The organism is Citrobacter sp. Colony219 (genome assembly GCF_019382635.1).
GTDB lineage: Bacteria > Pseudomonadota > Gammaproteobacteria > Enterobacterales > Enterobacteriaceae > Citrobacter > Citrobacter youngae.
Genome location: NZ_CP080033.1, coordinates 1,156,245 through 1,176,046 on the forward strand (window position 1 = coordinate 1,156,245; position 19,802 = coordinate 1,176,046).

Consider the following 19,802-nt stretch of genomic DNA (forward strand, 5'->3'; position numbering starts at 1 on the left):
TGCGTTCTCGCGAGCGAGAACTCAATGGGACAGGTTCCAGATAACTCAACGTATTAGATAGATAAGGAATACCCCCATGTCAGAACGTTTCCCAAATGACGTGGATCCGATCGAAACTCGCGACTGGCTACAGGCGATCGAATCGGTCATCCGTGAAGAAGGTGTTGAGCGTGCTCAGTATCTGATCGACCAACTGCTTTCAGAAGCCCGCAAAGGCGGCGTGAAAGTAGCGGCAGGTGCAGGGGCCAGCAATTATGTAAACACTATTGCCGTTGAAGATGAACCGGAATACCCGGGCAATCTGGAGCTGGAACGTCGTATTCGTTCTGCTATCCGCTGGAACGCCATCATGACCGTACTGCGTGCGTCTAAAAAGGACCTCGAGCTGGGTGGCCACATGGCATCCTTCCAGTCCTCCGCAACGGTATATGACGTTTGTTTCAACCACTTCTTCCGTGCACGCAATGAGCAGGATGGCGGCGACCTGATTTACTTCCAGGGCCACATCTCTCCGGGCATCTACGCACGCGCATTCCTCGAAGGTCGTCTGACTGAAGAGCAGATGAACAACTTCCGTCAGGAAGTTCATGGCAAAGGCCTGTCTTCCTACCCGCACCCGAAACTGATGCCTGAATTCTGGCAGTTCCCGACCGTATCTATGGGGCTGGGCCCAATCGGTGCTATCTACCAGGCTAAATTCCTGAAATATCTGGAACACCGTGGTCTGAAAGATACCTCTAAACAAACCGTTTACGCCTTCCTGGGCGACGGCGAGATGGATGAGCCAGAATCAAAAGGTGCGATCACCATCGCCACCCGTGAAAAACTGGACAACCTGGTCTTTGTTATCAACTGTAACCTGCAGCGTCTTGACGGCCCGGTCACCGGTAACGGCAAGATTGTTAACGAACTGGAAGGCATCTTCGCAGGTGCTGGCTGGAACGTTATCAAAGTCATGTGGGGCGGTCGTTGGGATGAGCTGCTGCGTAAAGACACCAGCGGTAAACTGATCCAACTGATGAACGAAACCGTTGATGGCGACTACCAGACCTTCAAATCCAAAGACGGCGCATACGTACGTGAGCACTTCTTCGGTAAATACCCGGAAACCGCAGCGCTGGTTGCTGACTGGACTGACGAGCAGATTTGGGCTCTGAACCGCGGTGGTCACGATCCGAAGAAAGTCTACGCTGCACTGAAAAAAGCGCAGGAAACCAAAGGCAAAGCAACTGTAATCCTCGCCCATACCATCAAAGGTTACGGCATGGGTGACACCGCCGAAGGTAAAAACATCGCTCACCAGGTTAAGAAAATGAACATGGACGGCGTACGTTACATCCGCGACCGTTTCAACGTTCCTGTGACCGATGAGCAGGTTGAAAACCTGTCTTACATCACCTTCCCGGAAGGTTCTGAAGAGCACACCTATCTGCACGCTCAGCGTCAGAAACTGCACGGCTACCTGCCTGCTCGTCAGCCGAACTTCACCGAGAAGCTGGAACTGCCGGCTCTGGAAGACTTTGGTGCGCTGCTGGAAGAGCAGAACAAAGAAATCTCCACCACTATCGCTTTCGTTCGTGCCCTGAACGTGATGCTGAAGAACAAGTCGATCAAAGATCGTCTGGTGCCGATCATCGCTGACGAAGCGCGTACTTTCGGTATGGAAGGTCTGTTCCGTCAGATCGGTATCTACAGCCCGAACGGTCAGCAGTACACCCCGCAGGACCGTGAGCAGGTTGCTTACTATAAAGAAGACGAGAAAGGTCAGATCCTGCAGGAAGGTATCAACGAACTGGGTGCTGGCGCATCCTGGCTGGCTGCTGCGACCTCTTACAGCACCAACGATCTGCCGATGATTCCGTTCTACATCTACTACTCCATGTTCGGGTTCCAGCGTATCGGTGACCTGTGCTGGCAGGCTGGCGACCAACAGGCTCGTGGCTTCCTGATTGGTGGTACTTCCGGTCGTACGACGCTGAACGGTGAAGGTCTGCAGCACGAAGATGGTCACAGCCATATTCAGTCTCTGACTATCCCGAACTGTATCTCTTACGATCCGTCTTACGCGTACGAAGTTGCGGTCATCATGCACGATGGTCTGGAGCGTATGTACGGTGAGAAACAAGAGAACGTTTACTACTACATCACCACGCTGAACGAAAACTACCACATGCCGGCAATGCCAGCAGGTGCCGAGGAAGGTATCCGTAAAGGTATCTACAAACTCGAAACCCTCGAAGGTAAGAAAGGTAAAGTTCAGCTGCTGGGCTCCGGTTCTATCCTGCGTCACGTCCGTGAAGCAGCGCAGATCCTGGCGAACGACTACGGCGTAGGCTCTGACGTGTATAGCGTCACTTCCTTCACTGAACTGGCGCGTGATGGCCAGGATTGTGAGCGCTGGAACATGCTGCACCCGATGGAAACGCCGCGCGTTCCGTACATCGCTCAGGTGATGAACGACGCTCCGGCAGTAGCATCTACTGACTATATGAAACTGTTTGCCGAACAGGTTCGTACTTATGTACCGGCTGATGACTATCGCGTACTGGGTACTGACGGCTTCGGTCGCTCTGACAGCCGTGAAAATCTGCGTCACCACTTCGAAGTTGATGCTTCCTATGTGGTTGTAGCGGCCCTGGGCGAACTGGCTAAACGTGGCGAAATCGATAAGAAAGTGGTTGCTGACGCAATCATCAAATTCAACATCGATGCAGATAAAGTTAACCCGCGTCTGGCGTAAGAGGTAAAAGAATAATGGCTATCGAAATCAATGTACCGGACATCGGGGCTGATGAAGTTGAAATCACCGAGATCCTGGTCAAAGTAGGCGACAAAGTTGAAGCTGAACAGTCGCTGATCACCGTAGAAGGCGACAAAGCCTCTATGGAAGTTCCGTCTCCTCAGGCTGGTATCGTTAAAGAGATCAAAGTCTCTGTTGGCGACAAAACTGAGACCGGCAAACTGATCATGATTTTCGATTCCGCCGACGGTGCAGCAGCGGCTGCACCTGCTCCGGCAGAAGAGAAGAAAGAAGCGGCTCCGGCAGCAGCACCTGCTGCTGCGGCAGCGAAAGACGTACACGTACCGGACATCGGCGGCGACGAAGTTGAAGTTACCGAGATCATGGTTAAAGTGGGTGACACCGTTGCGGCTGAACAGTCTCTGATCACCGTAGAAGGCGACAAGGCTTCCATGGAAGTTCCAGCGCCGTTCGCGGGCGTGGTGAAAGAGATCAAAATCAACACCGGCGACAAAGTGTCTACCGGCTCCCTGATTATGGTCTTCGAAGTGGCGGGCGCAGCGCCTGCTGCTCCGGCTCAGGCGGCTGCTCCAGCAGCAGCGGCTCCGGCTGCTTCTGGTTCGAAAGAAGTTAACGTACCGGACATCGGCGGTGACGAAGTGGAAGTCACTGAAGTGATGGTTAAAGTGGGCGATAAAATTGCCGCTGAGCAGTCACTGATCACCGTTGAAGGCGATAAAGCGTCAATGGAAGTTCCGGCACCGTTCGCGGGTACCGTAAAAGAAATCAAAATCAGCACCGGCGACAAAGTTAAAACCGGTTCTCTGATTATGGTCTTCGAAGTAGAAGGCGCAGCACCGGCTGCCGCCCCTGCGCAAGCTGCAGCTCCGGCTCCGGCCGCTGCACCTGTTGCAGCGCCTGCTCCGGCAGCGAAAGCAGAAGGCAAATCTGAATTTGCTGAGAACGACGCTTACGTCCACGCTACGCCGCTGATTCGTCGCCTGGCGCGCGAATTCGGTGTGAACCTGGCGAAAGTGAAAGGGTCTGGCCGTAAAGGTCGTATCCTGCGTGAAGACGTTCAGGCTTACGTGAAAGATGCTATCAAGCGTGCTGAAGCGGCTCCGGCTGCAGCAGCAGGCGGCGGTATCCCGGGCATGCTGCCATGGCCGAAAGTGGACTTCAGCAAGTTCGGTGAAATCGAAGAAGTGGAACTGGGCCGTATCCAGAAAATCTCGGGTGCTAACCTGAGTCGTAACTGGGTGATGATCCCGCACGTTACTCACTTCGATAAGACCGATATCACCGATCTGGAAGCGTTCCGTAAACAGCAGAACGCCGAAGCTGAAAAACGTAAACTGGACGTGAAATTCACCCCAGTAGTCTTCATCATGAAAGCCGTTGCCGCAGCTCTGGAACAGATGCCGCGCTTCAACAGCTCCCTGTCTGAAGACGGTCAGCGCCTGACCCTGAAGAAATACATCAACATCGGTGTGGCGGTAGATACGCCGAATGGTCTGGTTGTTCCGGTCTTCAAAGACGTGAACAAGAAGAGTATTACCGAGCTGTCTCGTGAACTGACCGTGATCTCCAAGAAAGCGCGTGATGGCAAGCTGACTGCTGGCGAAATGCAGGGCGGTTGCTTCACCATCTCCAGCATCGGCGGCCTGGGTACTACCCACTTCGCGCCGATTGTTAACGCGCCGGAAGTGGCTATCCTCGGTGTCTCCAAGTCCTCTATGGAGCCAGTGTGGAACGGTAAAGAGTTTATGCCGCGTCTGATGATGCCGATTTCGCTCTCCTTCGACCACCGTGTAATTGACGGTGCTGATGGTGCGCGCTTTATCACCATCATCAACAACATGCTGTCTGACATTCGCCGCCTGGTGATGTAAGCGAAAAAGCCGGCCCGACGGCCGGCTTTTTTCTGGTAATCTCATGAAGTCAGTGAGGTTATTGTGCGAAAGACAAATCGGTTGCCGTTTGTTGTTTCAAAATTGTTAACAATTTTGTAAAATACGGGCGGATAGAACGACCCGGTGGACGACGGGTATAAATTAAGAGGTCATGATGAGCACTGAAATCAAAACTCAGGTCGTGGTACTTGGGGCAGGCCCTGCAGGTTACTCTGCTGCCTTCCGTTGCGCAGATTTAGGTCTGGAGACCGTCATCGTAGAACGTTACAGCACCCTTGGTGGTGTTTGTCTGAACGTCGGCTGTATCCCTTCTAAAGCGCTGCTGCACGTAGCAAAAGTTATCGAAGAAGCCAAAGCGCTGGCTGAACACGGTATCGTTTTTGGCGAGCCGAAAACTGATATCGACAAGATTCGTACCTGGAAAGAAAAAGTTATCACTCAACTGACCGGCGGTCTGGCGGGTATGGCCAAAGGCCGTAAAGTGAAAGTGGTTAACGGTCTGGGTAAATTTACCGGGGCGAACACCCTGGAAGTTGAAGGCGAAAACGGCAAAACCGTGATCAACTTCGACAACGCAATCATCGCGGCGGGTTCCCGTCCGATCGAACTGCCATTCATTCCGCATGAAGATCCGCGCGTGTGGGATTCCACTGATGCACTGGAACTGAAAACTGTTCCTAAGCGCCTGCTGGTTATGGGCGGCGGTATCATCGGTCTGGAAATGGGTACCGTGTACCATGCGCTGGGTTCAGAGATCGACGTGGTTGAAATGTTCGACCAGGTTATCCCGGCTGCCGATAAAGACGTGGTTAAAGTCTTCACCAAGCGCATCAGCAAGAAATTCAACCTGATGCTGGAAACCAAAGTGACCGCCGTTGAAGCGAAAGAAGACGGTATCTACGTTTCCATGGAAGGCAAAAAAGCGCCTGCTGAAGCTCAGCGTTACGATGCTGTGCTGGTGGCTATCGGTCGTGTACCGAACGGTAAAAACCTCGATGCGGGCAAAGCTGGCGTGGAAGTTGATGACCGTGGCTTCATCCGCGTTGACAAACAGCTGCGCACCAATGTGCCGCACATCTTTGCTATCGGCGATATCGTCGGTCAGCCGATGCTGGCGCACAAAGGTGTTCACGAAGGTCACGTTGCCGCTGAAGTTATCGCCGGTAAGAAACACTACTTCGATCCGAAAGTTATTCCATCCATCGCGTACACTGAACCAGAAGTTGCATGGGTTGGCCTGACTGAGAAAGAAGCGAAAGAAAAAGGCATCAGCTACGAAACCGCCACCTTCCCGTGGGCTGCTTCTGGCCGTGCTATCGCTTCCGACTGCGCGGATGGTATGACCAAACTGATTTTCGACAAAGAATCTCACCGTGTTATCGGTGGTGCGATTGTCGGTACCAACGGCGGCGAGCTGCTGGGCGAAATCGGTCTGGCGATCGAAATGGGTTGTGACGCTGAAGACATCGCGCTGACCATCCACGCGCACCCGACTCTGCACGAATCTGTGGGCCTGGCGGCAGAAGTGTTCGAAGGTAGCATCACCGACCTGCCAAACCCGAAAGCGAAGAAGAAGTAATCTTCCCGCTTTTGTGAAAACGCCTCTTCGGAGGCGTTTTTTTTGCCTTAAGATTCACCGCAATTTTCCCGGCAGTCTCTTAATGACGAGACAACCAATGCGTTGGCTGTTCAGGGCGCTACGGGATGCCAGGTTTTTTCAGGGCTGTACTCAGTCATCGCCTGTGCTTTCTGTTGTGATGCTTCGCCAAGGTTGGCCTGATAAACATTGTCATCGCCGCTAATCATAAAGCTCATCACTCCGGTGTGACCGTAGCTAATCGGCCATGCAATCATGGCGAAACCACTGGCTTTGTCCGGCAGTATGCGGAAACGATAACCGTGATAACCCGTGCCGGGTTCTTGTGGGCTGAAGGCGGGTCCCAGAGGGCTTGGCACTTCGCCTGGTGTGACGGGCCAGTAAAGCCCATCTTTTTTACCTTCGCTACTGACAATTTTTTGCGCATACGATTTGTTCAGCGCGTAATAGCTTTGCTGCGCGTCAACGTAGGCGTGCAGCGCTTCGATGGCTGAAAGCTCGTTGCGACCGATCGTTCGAGTGAGGATCTCCTCCTGGGCTTCGGTCATATCGAACGCCCAACCTTTGTTGGTTTTCACCATCGGTATGGGTAACTGCCAGTCATCTTGCCCTACGTTGAGATGCGCCATATTGCCCTGCAGCACAATGTGATGGCTCACCTTCCAGTCGCGATTAAAGCGTGCCACTGCTTCCGGATCGGCCCCTTCTGGTGGCAAAAAATGTCGCCAGTTTTCACCCAGTAGCGCCGTGAGCTGCTTTTCATTTTGCTGCGCCACCGCAACGGCAAATGCACTGGCCGCGTCTTCGGGGGAGGTGAACGCCTGTTGCGCATAGCTCACCAGCGGCAAGGAGAGCAACAGGGCGCTTAACATAATTTTTTTCATCATCGGCTCCGGTTAACGACGGCGAAATTCGTGGTGCTCAGAAAAATTTTCACGTGCCGCAGCGCGCTGCCCGCTGTTGAGGTTGCCCGCGCGACGGCTTTCCTGCCCACGCAGTTGCTGGGACTGCCACGACGGTGAGCGACTGTCATTCCCGCTGAAGACGTTTGAATGCGTATTCTGACGGGAGGCCAGACGTTGTTGCGAGTTGGATGATTCAACGCGTTGGCGAGCGGTTTCCCTTTGCTGCTGTGAAACCGGATTCTGCTGAGCTTTTGACTTCAGTTCAGAGCGGTGCTGCTGTTGCGTAGTGGATTTATTCAGCGTCTTCTGTGCTGCTTCACGACGGCTGTTGTTTTGTGTTTCGTCATAGCCACGATAGTTATTGCGCTGGGCAATTTGATTTAGCTGTGAAGAGGCTGCTTTGCGTTGAGCATCCCGCGATGTCTGACCCGACAAGTTTGCCGGGGAGGTCTGGCTACGCTGTTGGAACTGCGTCATTGCGGCCTGACGCTGGCTGTCTCGTGTGGCAGTGGTGGTCGGTGTATGTTGAGTGGCGCTTAATCCCCCGCTAACGTTGGTCTGATGAAAACGTTGTGCGACCGCGTCGTTCTGGTAAGGCACGCCGTTACGGTACGCAGGGTTATGCTGCCAGGCAATGTTTTGCCCTTTAAGGTTTTGTCCGGATATATGGTTGAAATTGTTAACATCAATATTGATGTTATCTCCGTTGTGCTGGTAGCCATTACCGCCGTGAGGGCCGTCATGGTCATGATAGTCATCATCATGGTGATGGTCGTCGTCATCCCAGTCGATGTTACTGAACAGTGCATACGTCGTCGCAACGCCCAGGCTATAGCCGAAACCTTTGACGAAGCTATCGGCAAACTGCTCGCCCGGAGGGGGCGGCAGATAGACAGGGGGGTAGGCGGTATTAGGCCAACTGCCGTAAACAACGGTTGGATTGTAGTTCGGCACATATACCACCTGTGGATCGGTCGGCTCAATTTTGATAACCGTCGAGGTGGGCGCGCTGCTGGTCACTTTCGTCGTTGATGATGACGGCGTCTGAATCACGGTTGTTTTCTGGGTGTTCGTGACCGTTTGCTGCGGAGTGGATTTTAGCGAGCCTGTTTGCTGAGCCAGCAAACGCAGGCGCTGTACGGCATCCATCACGTCCTGTGGTTGTGCCAGAAACGCATTCCCTAGGTTTTGTACCCAGTCAGGGTTTTCGCCCATCAAGGCCATCAATTGCGGAAATGCCACCAGCGACTTCACGCTGGGGTCCCATGACTGGCCGGACACTGCCTGAATGGCGGCGTCACCTTGCAGTGTCGGATTATCACGAGACCACTGAACCGCCTGCACCACGTTCGATGGATATGTTGAGGCCATCAGCACCTGAGACAGCAACGGGTCAGGGTAGAGCGCAACAGGGGCAACCCACTGATCGAGTTGAGCTGTGGTATACGTTGTTGGCGCCACCGGGGCTACTGCGGGAGCCGCCGCAACGGGCGGTTGAGGCGCTGCTGCCGGGGCAGGCTGAGAGGGGGCTTCTGGTGTGCGGCTGTTTACATACAGTACGCCCGCACCGACAAATAACCCTGCACTGCACGCCAGAGCAATGATATGGGGCTTAAAGGGCAACGTCATTTTATCTCTCCCGACTCATTAAGAATCGTCATAGTCATTATGCCTGCCGCCAGTGGGTGCAGTGTTCCGTGAGTATAAAGAGACAATAGTTTAATTTTTGACGAATCTTGGGATCGTTAACGCAAGTTTATTACCAGGGAACTAAATAATGTGACTAAACATTGCGGGCGAAATTATCATTCCCCTTCTGCCATGACGAAGAGCGTTAGACCATCCTTAACGATTCAGCCAATTTTTTATGTTGCTTTTTTGTAAACAGATTAACACCCAACGAAAATCCTGTTATTGTGCCTTTTGCGGTACCGGGCATTTACCCTACTAACTGCTGTCTCACAGGAGCGTGAAGAGAATCGCCCATATACAAAAGCGCCGCATTATGACAATGAGAGCGAGGAGATATCGTCGTGCTAGAAGAATACCGTAAGCACGTAGCTGAGCGTGCTGCCCAGGGGATTGTGCCGAAACCCTTAGACGCAACCCAAATGGCTGCACTTGTCGAGCTGCTGAAGACCCCGCCTGTGGGCGAAGAAGAATTCCTGTTAGACCTGTTGATTAACCGCGTTCCCCCTGGTGTAGATGAAGCCGCTTACGTTAAAGCCGGTTTTCTCGCCGCTGTCGCTAAAGGTGACACTACCTCTCCGCTGATCACGCCAGAAAAAGCCATCGAACTGCTGGGCACCATGCAGGGCGGTTACAACATTCATCCGCTGATCGACGCGCTGGATGATGCCAAACTGGCGCCGATTGCTGCCAAAGCGCTCTCTTCAACGCTGCTGATGTTCGATAACTTCTACGATGTGGAAGAAAAAGCCAAAGCGGGCAACGAATATGCGAAGCAGGTCATGCAGTCCTGGGCTGATGCCGAATGGTTCCTCAACCGTCCGGCTCTGGCTGAAAAAATCACCGTTACCGTCTTTAAAGTGACCGGTGAAACCAACACCGATGACCTCTCTCCGGCACCGGACGCATGGTCCCGCCCGGATATCCCGCTGCACGCGCTGGCGATGCTGAAAAACGCCCGCGAAGGTATCGAACCGGATCAGCCGGGCGTGGTAGGCCCAATCAAACAGATCGAAGAACTGCAGAAAAAAGGTTACCCGCTGGCCTATGTGGGTGACGTTGTCGGTACTGGTTCTTCGCGTAAATCTGCGACCAACTCCGTGCTGTGGTTTATGGGTGATGATATTCCTCATGTACCGAACAAGCGCGGCGGCGGTCTGTGCCTCGGCGGCAAAATTGCACCTATTTTCTTCAACACTATGGAAGATGCGGGCGCGCTGCCAATTGAAGTGGACGTAAGCAACCTGAACATGGGCGACGTGATTGACGTTTACCCGTTCAAGGGCGAAGTGCGTAACCACGAAACCAACGAACTGCTGGCTACCTTCGAACTGAAAACCGATGTGCTGGTTGACGAAGTACGTGCCGGTGGCCGTATTCCGCTGATTATCGGTCGTGGCCTGACCACCAAAGCGCGTGAAGCGCTGGGGCTGCCGCACAGCGATGTATTCCGTCAGGCGAAAGATGTAGCGGAAAGCAGCCGCGGCTTCTCTCTGGCACAGAAAATGGTTGGCCGCGCATGTGGCGTAACCGGCGTCCGTCCGGGGGCCTACTGCGAACCGAAGATGACTTCCGTCGGCTCTCAGGATACCACTGGCCCAATGACCCGCGATGAACTGAAAGACCTGGCGTGCCTGGGCTTCTCTTCTGACCTGGTGATGCAGTCGTTCTGTCATACCGCTGCGTATCCGAAACCTGTTGACGTGACCACCCACCATACTCTGCCTGACTTCATCATGAACCGTGGCGGCGTGTCGCTGCGTCCGGGCGATGGCGTAATCCACTCCTGGCTGAACCGTATGCTGCTGCCGGATACCGTAGGTACCGGTGGTGACTCTCATACCCGTTTCCCGATCGGTATCTCTTTCCCGGCGGGTTCTGGTCTGGTGGCGTTTGCGGCTGCGACCGGCGTGATGCCGCTGGATATGCCGGAATCTGTTCTGGTGCGTTTCAAAGGCAAAATGCAGCCGGGTATCACCCTGCGTGACCTGGTTCACGCCATTCCGCTGTATGCGATCAAACAAGGTCTGCTGACCGTTGAGAAGAAAGGCAAGAAAAACATCTTCTCTGGCCGCATTCTGGAAATTGAAGGTCTGCCGGATCTGAAAGTTGAGCAAGCATTTGAACTGACCGATGCATCCGCTGAGCGTTCCGCTGCGGGTTGTACCATCAAGCTGAACAAAGAGCCGATCGTTGAATACCTCAGCTCTAACATCGTTCTGCTGAAATGGATGATCGCCGAAGGTTACGGCGATCGCCGTACGCTGGAACGTCGTGTGCAGGGCATGGAAAAATGGCTAGCGGATCCGCAGTTGCTGGAAGCTGACGCTGATGCAGAATACGCGGCAGTGATCGACATCGATCTGGCGGATATCAAAGAGCCGATCCTGTGCGCGCCGAACGATCCGGATGACGCGCGTCTGCTGTCTGACGTGCAGGGCGAGAAGATCGACGAAGTGTTCATCGGTTCCTGCATGACCAACATCGGTCACTTCCGTGCAGCGGGTAAGCTGCTGGATGCGCATAAGGGCCAGTTACCGACCCGTCTGTGGGTGGCTCCACCAACGCGTATGGATGCGGCACAGCTCACCGAGGAAGGCTATTACAGCGTCTTTGGTAAGAGCGGGGCGCGTATTGAGATCCCAGGCTGTTCATTGTGCATGGGTAACCAGGCGCGCGTGGCGGACAACTCAACCGTGGTGTCGACTTCTACTCGTAACTTCCCGAACCGTTTAGGGACTGGGGCGAACGTCTACCTGGCTTCTGCGGAGCTGGCAGCGGTCGCGGCACTGATTGGCAAACTGCCAACGCCGGAAGAGTATCAGACCTATGTGGCACAGGTAGATAAAACGGCTGTCGACACCTACCGTTATCTGAACTTCGACCAGCTGTCTCAGTACACCGAGAAAGCGGAAGGTGTGATTTTCCAGACGGCGGTATAATTCGCTAGCGCATTTTGCGCAAAAACGCATCAATGCCCGGAGAGGTCAGCTTCTTCGGGCATTTTTATTTCTATTCCTTATACCCGCTACGCTTTTTTTCTGCCGCGCTGCTGCGATAATTACAGCAAGGTGCAGTGCGGTATTGGCGCACTGCCGGGAGCAGAGGAACACATTATGGATTACGAATTTCTGCGCGATATTACCGGAGTGGTAAAGGTGCGTATGTCCATGGGCCACGAAGTGGTGGGGCACTGGTTTAATGAAGAAGTGAAAGATAACCTGGCCTTGCTCGATGAAGTGGAACAGGCGGCGCGTGCGGTAAAAGGCAGTGAACGTTCCTGGCAGCGAGCAGGGCATGAATACACGCTCTGGCTGGATGGCGAAGAGGTTATGGTTCGCGCCAATCAACTGGAGTTCACGGGCGATGAAATGGAAGAAGGAATGAATTACTACGACGAAGAGAGTTTATCTCTGTGCGGCGTTGAAGATTTCTTGCAGGTGGTTGCCGCGTATCGTGAATTTGTGCAACAGCGTTAATTCGCACTCGGCTCTGCCGGGGGGCGCTGCGTTTACCCGGACTGGCGCAACGATGTCATTCCCGGTTCGTAGGCCCGATAAACGTAGCGCCATCGGGCACGGTGCCTTATTTAACGTAAGCCAACAGGCTTAAGGAGTCGCGCGCCAGCGCTTTGCATTTCTTTGCCGTAGGGATGCCGATACCGCTGAGATCGCGATAGCTGTCTTCACCGAGTGCTTTCATATTGAAGGTGTCGTAGTTACTGAGGTCCCACTGGTTCTGTTGAGCAAAAAAGACCAGTGCGCGACGTATCTGCCCGTTGGGCAAATTCTGGTATCCACAGTCATTTTTCAGAAAAACAAAAACTGCCGTTAAATCGGCCATATCTTCGGCTTCGGACTCACTCAGCGCATAGCTGTTTGCGCATACGGCCATCAGGCTGCCGAACAAAACTGTTCTGAAAAACGTCTTCATTGCTTCTACCACTGCATCACGGAAATTAAACGTTAGCATACTGCGAGCGAAGCGACGACCTTTATTATCAGCCGTTCACTTGACCTTCCCGTAGGGGGAGGGCTTATGCTTAAAAGATAGCCTGCTTAAGCTGCTGAATATAAGGAAATGAATATGCAACGTCGTGACTTTTTAAAGTATTCCGTGGCGCTGGGCGTCGCGTCAGCTTTACCTTTGTGGAGCCGCACCGCTTTTGCGGCTGACCGTCCTGCGTTACCCATTCCAGACCTGTTAACTGCGGATGCTTCTAATCGCATACAGCTGATTGTGAAAGCCGGGCAGTCGACGTTTGCGGGGAAAACCGCCACCACCTGGGGATATAACGGTAACCTGCTCGGACCCGCAGTAAAACTGAATACAGGTCAGGCGGTGAGCGTGGATATCCATAATCAGCTGGCCGAAGAGACGACGTTGCACTGGCATGGGCTGGAAATTCCTGGAGAAGTCGATGGCGGGCCGCAAGGTGTTATTCCGGCGGGCGGGAAGCGTTCAGTGACCTTTACCCCCGCGCAACGGGCTGCAACCTGTTGGTTCCATCCGCATCAACACGGGAAAACCGGACGTCAGGTTGCGATGGGCCTGGCTGGGTTGGTACTGATTGAAGATGACGAGATCCGCAAACTATTGCTACCGAAGCAGTGGGGTATCGACGATGTGCCGGTGATTATTCAGGACAAACAGTTTTCCGCTGACGGACAAATTAATTATCAGTTGGATATGATGACCGCCGCCGTCGGTTGGTTTGGCGATACGCTGCTAACCAATGGGACGATTTACCCACAACATGCCGCGCCTCGCGGCTGGTTGCGCTTGCGTCTGCTGAATGGCTGTAACGCACGCTCACTGAATATCGCGGCCAGCGATAACCGTCCCCTGTACGTGATTGCCAGTGATGGTGGATTGTTAGCTGAGCCGGTAAAAGTGACCGAACTACCGATGCTGATGGGTGAGCGTTTTGAAGTATTGGTGGATGTGAGCGACGGAAAAGCTTTCGATCTGGTCACATTGCCTGTCAGTCAGATGGGGATGGCGATCGCGCCATTTGATAAGCCACATCCGGTGATGCGCGTTCAGCCGCTGCTGATTACCGCCTCCGGCACGCTGCTGGATACGCTGACAGCTATGCCGGCGCTGCCGTCGCTTGATGGGGTGACGGTACGCAAACTGCAGCTGTCTATGGATCCGATGCTCGACATGATGGGCATGCAAATGCTGATGAAGAAATACGGCGGGCAGGCCATGGCAGGGATGGATCATGGGAAGATGATGGGCCATATGAATAACGACAATATGGGCCACGGAAACATGGATCATGGCAATATGAACCACGGTGAGATGGGGAATATGCAGCATGGCGGCATGGGCAACATGAAGCAGGATGGCACATTCGATTTCCATAATGCCAACCGGATTAACGGGCTGGCGTTTGATATGAATAAACCGATGTTTGCCGCGACGAAAGGCCAGCATGAACGCTGGGTCATTTCCGGTCAGGGCGACATGATGCTGCACCCGTTCCACATTCACGGCACGCAGTTCCGCATTTTGTCTGAAAATGGCAAAGCGCCTGCTGCGCACCGTACGGGATGGAAAGACACTGTGCGGGTAGAGGGCGGCGTCAGCGAGGTACTGGTGAAGTTTGACCACGATGCGCCGAAAGAACATGCCTATATGGCGCACTGCCATCTGCTGGAGCACGAAGATACCGGCATGATGCTCGGTTTTACGGTTTAAACAACGACGTCTCTGCGCTTGCCCGGCCTGCAGGATATTTCTTGTCGGCTGGGTAAGGCACATCCCCTGCATATTCTGCCATTGAACATAAAGTAATCGCCTTTGGGGCCGATAATCATCACATACCCAATGTGAGTTCAATGGATGAAAAAACGTGATTAAAAATATTCGTGTTATTACCGGTATTCTGCTGGTTCTCGCCATTTTCTGTTTACTGCAGGCCGTTACGGGAAGCCTGTTTTACTCTGCGGTAAACAATGACAGGCATAATTTCCAGAACTCAGGCACCCTCAACGCTCAGCAAGAAAATCTGAGTGACAGCGTCAATACGTTGATTAAAACCCGTGTTACGGTGACGCGCGTCGCCATCCGCTTTTTAAAAAATCAGCGCGATCCCGCCTCGTTGGCCGCGATCAACACGCTGCTCAATACCGCCAGTGATTCAATGAAGAAGGCCGAAGGCTATTTCGCCCAGTATCAGGGATTACCGCAGGTGACAGGGCAAGATCCGCAGATCGCCAGTGAAATGGAAAAGCAGTATCGCCAGATGCACGAAGTGATGAAATTATCGATTGAGTATCTGCGAGCGAATAACTATCAGGCTTATGGCGATCTTGATGCCCAGAAAGCGCAGGATGAGATGGAAACGAGCTATGAGCACTGGCGAAACGAGAATAATGCGCTGCTGCAGCATGCTGCTGCGGAGAATCAGCTCAGTTTTTCCCGTATGCAGTGGACACTGGGAGGCATCGTTCTGGTTGTGCTGATCGTTCTGGGCATGATCTGGAGCGGGTTGCAACACATCCTGCTTAAACCGCTGGCGCAGATTATGGAGCATATTCGCGTCATTACCGGTGGAGACTTAACCCATAAGCTCAATGTTGAAGGTCGCAACGAAATGGGCCGACTGGCGATGGGGTTGGAAGAGATGCAACAGTCGCTGATTTCGACAGTCACTGCCGTACGCAATAGCTCGGAGTCAATTCATACCGGGGCCGCTGAAATATCCTCGGGCAACAACGACCTTTCTTCGCGCACCGAGCAGCAGGCGGCCTCGCTTGAGGAAACGGCCGCCAGCATGGAGCAGTTGACCGCGACAGTGAAGCAGAATACGGACAATGCGAAACAGGCAACCCAATTGGCGAAAAACGCCTCTGATACAGCTGCTCGCGGTGGCCGTGTTGTTGATACCGTTGTGCATACGATGAGTGAAATAGCGGACAGCTCGCAGCAAATCGCGCAGATCACGAACGTTATCGACAGTATTGCCTTCCAGACCAACATTCTGGCGCTGAACGCCGCGGTAGAAGCGGCCAGAGCCGGAGAGCAGGGGCGCGGTTTTGCGGTTGTGGCAGGTGAAGTCCGGACTCTGGCAAGCCGTAGTGCCCAGGCAGCAAAAGAGATCAAAGCGCTGATTGATAATTCAACCCACTGTGTAGGCATGGGATCGCAGCAGGTTTCGGATGCCGGTAAAACCATGGCAGAAATTGTCGCGGCGGTGACCCGTGTGACCGATATCATGGGCGAAATTGCGTCTGCTTCTGAAGAGCAGAGTCGGGGGATTGAACAGGTTAGCCTCGCGGTTTCGCAGATGGACAGCGTGACCCAGCAAAACGCCGCGCTGGTGGAGGAGTCTGCGGCGGCGGCGGCCTCTCTGGAGCAACAGGCCGAGCAGTTGCGGCAGGCCGTTGCGGTATTTCGTATTACCCGCGAGAAGGCGGTGAGTGGGGCTCGAAAACCACTGCAGGACGCTCCGCGCCAGGATCGCGTTGTCTCTACTACCCAGGATCAACATTGGGAAACGTTCTGACCTGAAAAAGTCCGATTTTGCTCACGCTAAAAGCCGGGTTCGTTGCCCGGCTTTCGTGTATTCAGAGCGCGTTAAAATGCGTGCGCAGGCTCTCTGAGTAACTATCAGAGGAATGCGGTCTCTTTGCTGGTATACTTCACCTACTGAATTGTTTGTATGCTGTCGCAAGTTTTGTGGTTAGTGCGAGCCACCGTCTCTTTGGCGGTGTATCAAGGTAAGTGCTTTCTTTCGATTTGCATGATGTGTTAACTGATAAAAATCAGTGAGTTATTTCTTTTATGAAACATACTGTAGAAGTCATGATCCCGGAAGCGGAGATCAAAGCGCGTATTGCCGAACTGGGACGTCAGATTAACGAGCGTTACAAGGACAGCGGCAGTGATATGGTGCTGGTAGGCCTGTTACGCGGTTCATTTATGTTTATGGCTGACCTGTGCCGTGAAGTGCATGTCTCCCACGAAGTCGATTTCATGACCGCCTCCAGCTACGGCAGCGGAATGTCCACCACGCGTGATGTTAAAATCCTCAAAGACCTGGATGAAGACATTCGTGGCAAAGACGTGCTGATTGTTGAGGACATCATCGACTCCGGCAACACGCTGTCAAAAGTGCGTGAAATCCTGAGCCTGCGTGAACCTAAATCTCTGGCGATTTGTACGTTGCTGGATAAACCTTCTCGCCGTGAAGTGAACGTACCGGTCGAGTTTATCGGTTTTTCCATTCCAGATGAGTTCGTTGTTGGCTACGGCATTGACTATGCACAACGTTATCGCCATCTGCCGTATGTTGGCAAAGTGGTGCTATTGGACGAGTAATGGGCTGGAGCGCCTGATGGCGCTTCGCTTATCAGGCCTACGGCGCTGATTTGTAGGCCGGGTAAGGCGTAACCGCCACCCGGCAATATCACCTTACTTATGGTTGCTGTGCTTCTGGCTGAGGTTCGACAACCCCTGTCGGTAGCGTTGCTCCAGTGTTTCGCGGCTGGTAGCCGTGACGTCCAGATCGCGCAGCAGACCATCATGAATACCGTAAGCCCAGCCGTGAATTGTCACTTTCTGACCGCGTTTCCAGGCTGAACGCATAATGGTTGAGTGGCCCAGGTTATAGACCTGCTCCATAACATTCAGTTCGCACAGGGTGTCCATGCGACGTTCCTGCGGCATTTCGCCCAGCAGTGAGCTGTGTTTAAACCAGATATCGCGGATATGCAGCAACCAGTTATCAATCAGCCCCTGTTCTTTATTTTCAATAGCCGCCTGGACGCCGCCGCAACCATAGTGGCCACAAATAATAATGTGTTCCACTTCCAGCACATCCACCGCATACTGAACCACTGAGAGACAGTTCAGGTCGGTGTGAATGACCAGATTAGCAACATTACGGTGAACAAACAGTTCACCCGGTTCAAGACCGGTTAAACGTTCAGCGGGAACGCGGCTATCGGAACATCCAATCCATAGAAAACGCGGATTCTGCGCATGCGTCAGCGTTTCAAAAAATCCGGGATCCTCTTCTATCAGCATCTTTGACCATAGTGCATTGTTGCTGATGAGTGTATCTATGTCTTTCATGGAGTTGTACAACCCGAAGCCAGATAAATTCGATGGGCTAATATAGGGTAACTCCGGCATTATTTAAACTATATATAAAATGTCAGAACGTAAGGTAAGTAAAAAACCATGACCATTGCTCTGGAACTTCAACAACTTAAAAAAACCTATCCCGGTGGCGTTCAGGCGTTGCGTGGCATAGATTTGCAAGTCGAAGCGGGTGATTTCTATGCGCTGCTAGGTCCCAATGGCGCGGGGAAGTCCACCACCATCGGTATTATCAGCTCGCTGGTGAATAAAACCTCCGGGCGGGTGAGCGTGTTCGGCTACGATCTCGATAAAGACACGGTTAACGCCAAGCGTCAGCTTGGGCTGGTGCCGCAGGAGTTCAACTTTAACCCGTTTGAAACCGTGCAGCAGATCGTGGTCAACCAGGCCGGTTACTACGGCGTAGAGTATAAAGAGGCGGTTAAACGCAGTGAAATTTATCTAAAACAACTCGACCTGTGGGAAAAACGTAACGAGCGTGCGCGCATGCTTTCCGGCGGGATGAAGCGCCGCCTGATGATTGCCCGTGCGCTGATGCACGAGCCAAAATTACTCATCCTTGATGAACCAACTGCCGGTGTTGATATTGAATTACGCCGCTCAATGTGGGGCTTTTTAAAGGATTTAAACGATAAAGGTACGACGATTATTCTAACCACCCACTACCTTGAAGAAGCGGAAATGCTGTGTCGCAATATCGGCATTATTCAGCACGGCGAGCTGGTGGAAAACACCTCGATGAAAAATCTGCTCTCTAAGCTCAAATCTGAGACGTTTATTCTCGATCTGGCGGCGAAAAGTCCGCTACCTAAGCTGGAAGGCTATCAATACCGCCTGGTTGATACCTCCACGCTGGAAGTTGAAGTTCTGCGCGAACAGGGGGTGAACAGCGTGTTCTCGCAGCTGAGCGCTCAGGGTATTCAGGTATTGAGTATGCGGAACAAGGCGAACCGGCTGGAAGAGCTGTTTGTTTCTCTGGTTCATGAAAAACAAGGAGATCGCGCATGATGCAGCTTTACTGGGTGGCGCTGAAAAGCATCTGGGCGAAAGAGATCCACCGCTTTATGCGTATCTGGGTGCAAACCCTGGTGCCGCCCGTTATCACCATGACGCTCTATTTTATTATCTTTGGTAATTTGATTGGCTCACGGATCGGTGAAATGCACGGTTTTAGCTACATGCAGTTCATCGTGCCGGGGCTTATCATGATGGCGGTGATTACCAACTCGTACGCTAATGTGGCGTCGTCGTTCTTTAGCGCCAAGTTTCAGCGCAACATTGAAGAACTGTTGGTTGCACCGGTACCGACGCACGTAATCATCGCCGGTTTTGTCGGCGGTGGCGTGGCTCGCGGTCTGTGTGTGGGCATTCTGGTCACGGCTATCTCACTGTTCTTCGTGCCGTTCCAGGTGCACTCCTGGGTCTTCGTGGCGCTGACGCTGGTGCTGACGGCGGTGCTGTTTTCGCTGGCGGGCTTGCTGAACGCGGTTTTCGCCAAAACCTTTGACGATATCAGTCTGATCCCGACCTTCGTGTTGACGCCGCTGACCTATCTGGGGGGCGTTTTCTACTCGTTAACGCTGTTACCGCCGTTCTGGCAGGGACTGTCGCACCTGAACCCGATTGTCTACATGATTAGCGGGTTCCGCTACGGTTTCCTCGGCATTCACGATGTGCCGCTGGTGACGACCTTCGGTGTGCTGGTGGTGTTTATCGCCGCGTTTTATTTACTGTGCTGGTATCTGATTCAGCGCGGGCGCGGACTGCGCAGCTAACCTCTTTTCCTCTCCCTGAACGGGAGAGGAAACTTTTGATGTTTATCACCCTTACATATTTATCACCCT

The 19,802-nt window shown here is 53.2% G+C and carries 14 protein-coding genes; 10 read left to right on the top strand and 4 right to left on the bottom strand.

Going from position 1 to position 19,802, the window contains the following annotated elements; genetic code table 11:
• Positions 1-76: 76 nt before the first annotated feature.
• The 3 genes from aceE (at position 77) to lpdA (ending at position 6,232) form a co-directional block, all read left to right on the top strand.
• Complete coding sequence (aceE, locus tag JTI85_RS05060; RefSeq protein ID WP_040229997.1) at positions 77-2,740, top strand: pyruvate dehydrogenase (acetyl-transferring), homodimeric type; 2,664 nt, start codon at positions 77-79, stop codon at positions 2,738-2,740.
• A gap of 14 nt (positions 2,741-2,754) precedes the next feature.
• Positions 2,755-4,632, top strand: a complete 1,878-nt coding sequence (gene aceF, locus JTI85_RS05065) for a pyruvate dehydrogenase complex dihydrolipoyllysine-residue acetyltransferase (protein WP_219352212.1) — start codon at positions 2,755-2,757, stop codon at positions 4,630-4,632.
• Between the two features lie 175 nt (positions 4,633-4,807).
• A complete protein-coding gene (lpdA, locus tag JTI85_RS05070; protein WP_003018686.1) occupies positions 4,808-6,232 on the top strand; it encodes a dihydrolipoyl dehydrogenase in 1,425 nt (474 codons plus the stop codon).
• Positions 6,233-6,342: 110 nt separating this feature from the next.
• On the opposite strand, the gene JTI85_RS05075 is transcribed toward lpdA, so the two are convergent.
• Both JTI85_RS05075 and JTI85_RS05080 read right to left on the bottom strand, forming a co-directional pair.
• Complete coding sequence (locus tag JTI85_RS05075; protein ID WP_219352213.1) at positions 6,343-7,137, bottom strand: DUF2950 family protein; 795 nt, start codon at positions 7,135-7,137, stop codon at positions 6,343-6,345.
• A gap of 9 nt (positions 7,138-7,146) precedes the next feature.
• On the bottom strand, positions 7,147-8,784 hold the full coding sequence (locus JTI85_RS05080) for a DUF3300 domain-containing protein (protein WP_116360684.1): 1,638 nt from the start codon (positions 8,782-8,784) through the stop codon (positions 7,147-7,149).
• A 404-nt stretch (positions 8,785-9,188) separates the two neighbouring features.
• On the opposite strand from JTI85_RS05080, the gene acnB reads away from it, so the two are divergent.
• Complete coding sequence (acnB, locus tag JTI85_RS05085) at positions 9,189-11,786, top strand: bifunctional aconitate hydratase 2/2-methylisocitrate dehydratase (protein ID WP_061067258.1); 2,598 nt, start codon at positions 9,189-9,191, stop codon at positions 11,784-11,786.
• 174 nt (positions 11,787-11,960) lie between these two features.
• Positions 11,961-12,323, top strand: coding sequence for a protein YacL (gene yacL / locus JTI85_RS05090; RefSeq protein WP_048212673.1), 363 nt, complete (start codon positions 11,961-11,963; stop codon positions 12,321-12,323).
• Between the two features lie 106 nt (positions 12,324-12,429).
• On the opposite strand, the gene JTI85_RS05095 is transcribed toward yacL, so the two are convergent.
• Entirely contained in the window at positions 12,430-12,777 is a 348-nt protein-coding gene (locus JTI85_RS05095; RefSeq protein ID WP_003018667.1) for a YacC family pilotin-like protein, read from the bottom strand.
• A gap of 153 nt (positions 12,778-12,930) precedes the next feature.
• Here JTI85_RS05095 and cueO point away from each other — a divergent pair, with 153 nt between their 5' ends.
• The 3 genes from cueO (at position 12,931) to hpt (ending at position 17,175) form a co-directional block, all read left to right on the top strand.
• Positions 12,931-14,550, top strand: coding sequence for a multicopper oxidase CueO (gene cueO, locus JTI85_RS05100; protein ID WP_219352215.1), 1,620 nt, complete (start codon positions 12,931-12,933; stop codon positions 14,548-14,550).
• A 154-nt stretch (positions 14,551-14,704) separates the two neighbouring features.
• Positions 14,705-16,360, top strand: coding sequence for a methyl-accepting chemotaxis protein (locus tag JTI85_RS05105; protein WP_061067262.1), 1,656 nt, complete (start codon positions 14,705-14,707; stop codon positions 16,358-16,360).
• Between the two features lie 278 nt (positions 16,361-16,638).
• Positions 16,639-17,175 carry a hypoxanthine phosphoribosyltransferase gene (hpt, locus tag JTI85_RS05110; protein ID WP_003018658.1) on the top strand — a complete coding sequence of 179 codons (537 nt, stop codon included), beginning with the start codon at positions 16,639-16,641 and terminating at the stop codon, positions 17,173-17,175.
• Positions 17,176-17,268: 93 nt separating this feature from the next.
• On the opposite strand, the gene can is transcribed toward hpt, so the two are convergent.
• Complete coding sequence (gene can / locus JTI85_RS05115) at positions 17,269-17,931, bottom strand: carbonate dehydratase (protein ID WP_008786227.1); 663 nt, start codon at positions 17,929-17,931, stop codon at positions 17,269-17,271.
• Positions 17,932-18,039: 108 nt separating this feature from the next.
• Here can and JTI85_RS05120 point away from each other — a divergent pair, with 108 nt between their 5' ends.
• Positions 18,040-18,966, top strand: a complete 927-nt coding sequence (locus JTI85_RS05120) for an ABC transporter ATP-binding protein (RefSeq protein WP_048212670.1) — start codon at positions 18,040-18,042, stop codon at positions 18,964-18,966.
• On the top strand, positions 18,963-19,733 hold the full coding sequence (locus tag JTI85_RS05125) for an ABC transporter permease (RefSeq protein WP_003829467.1): 771 nt from the start codon (positions 18,963-18,965) through the stop codon (positions 19,731-19,733). Before JTI85_RS05120 ends, JTI85_RS05125 begins: the two co-directional genes overlap by 4 nt.
• Positions 19,734-19,802 lie beyond the last annotated feature (69 nt).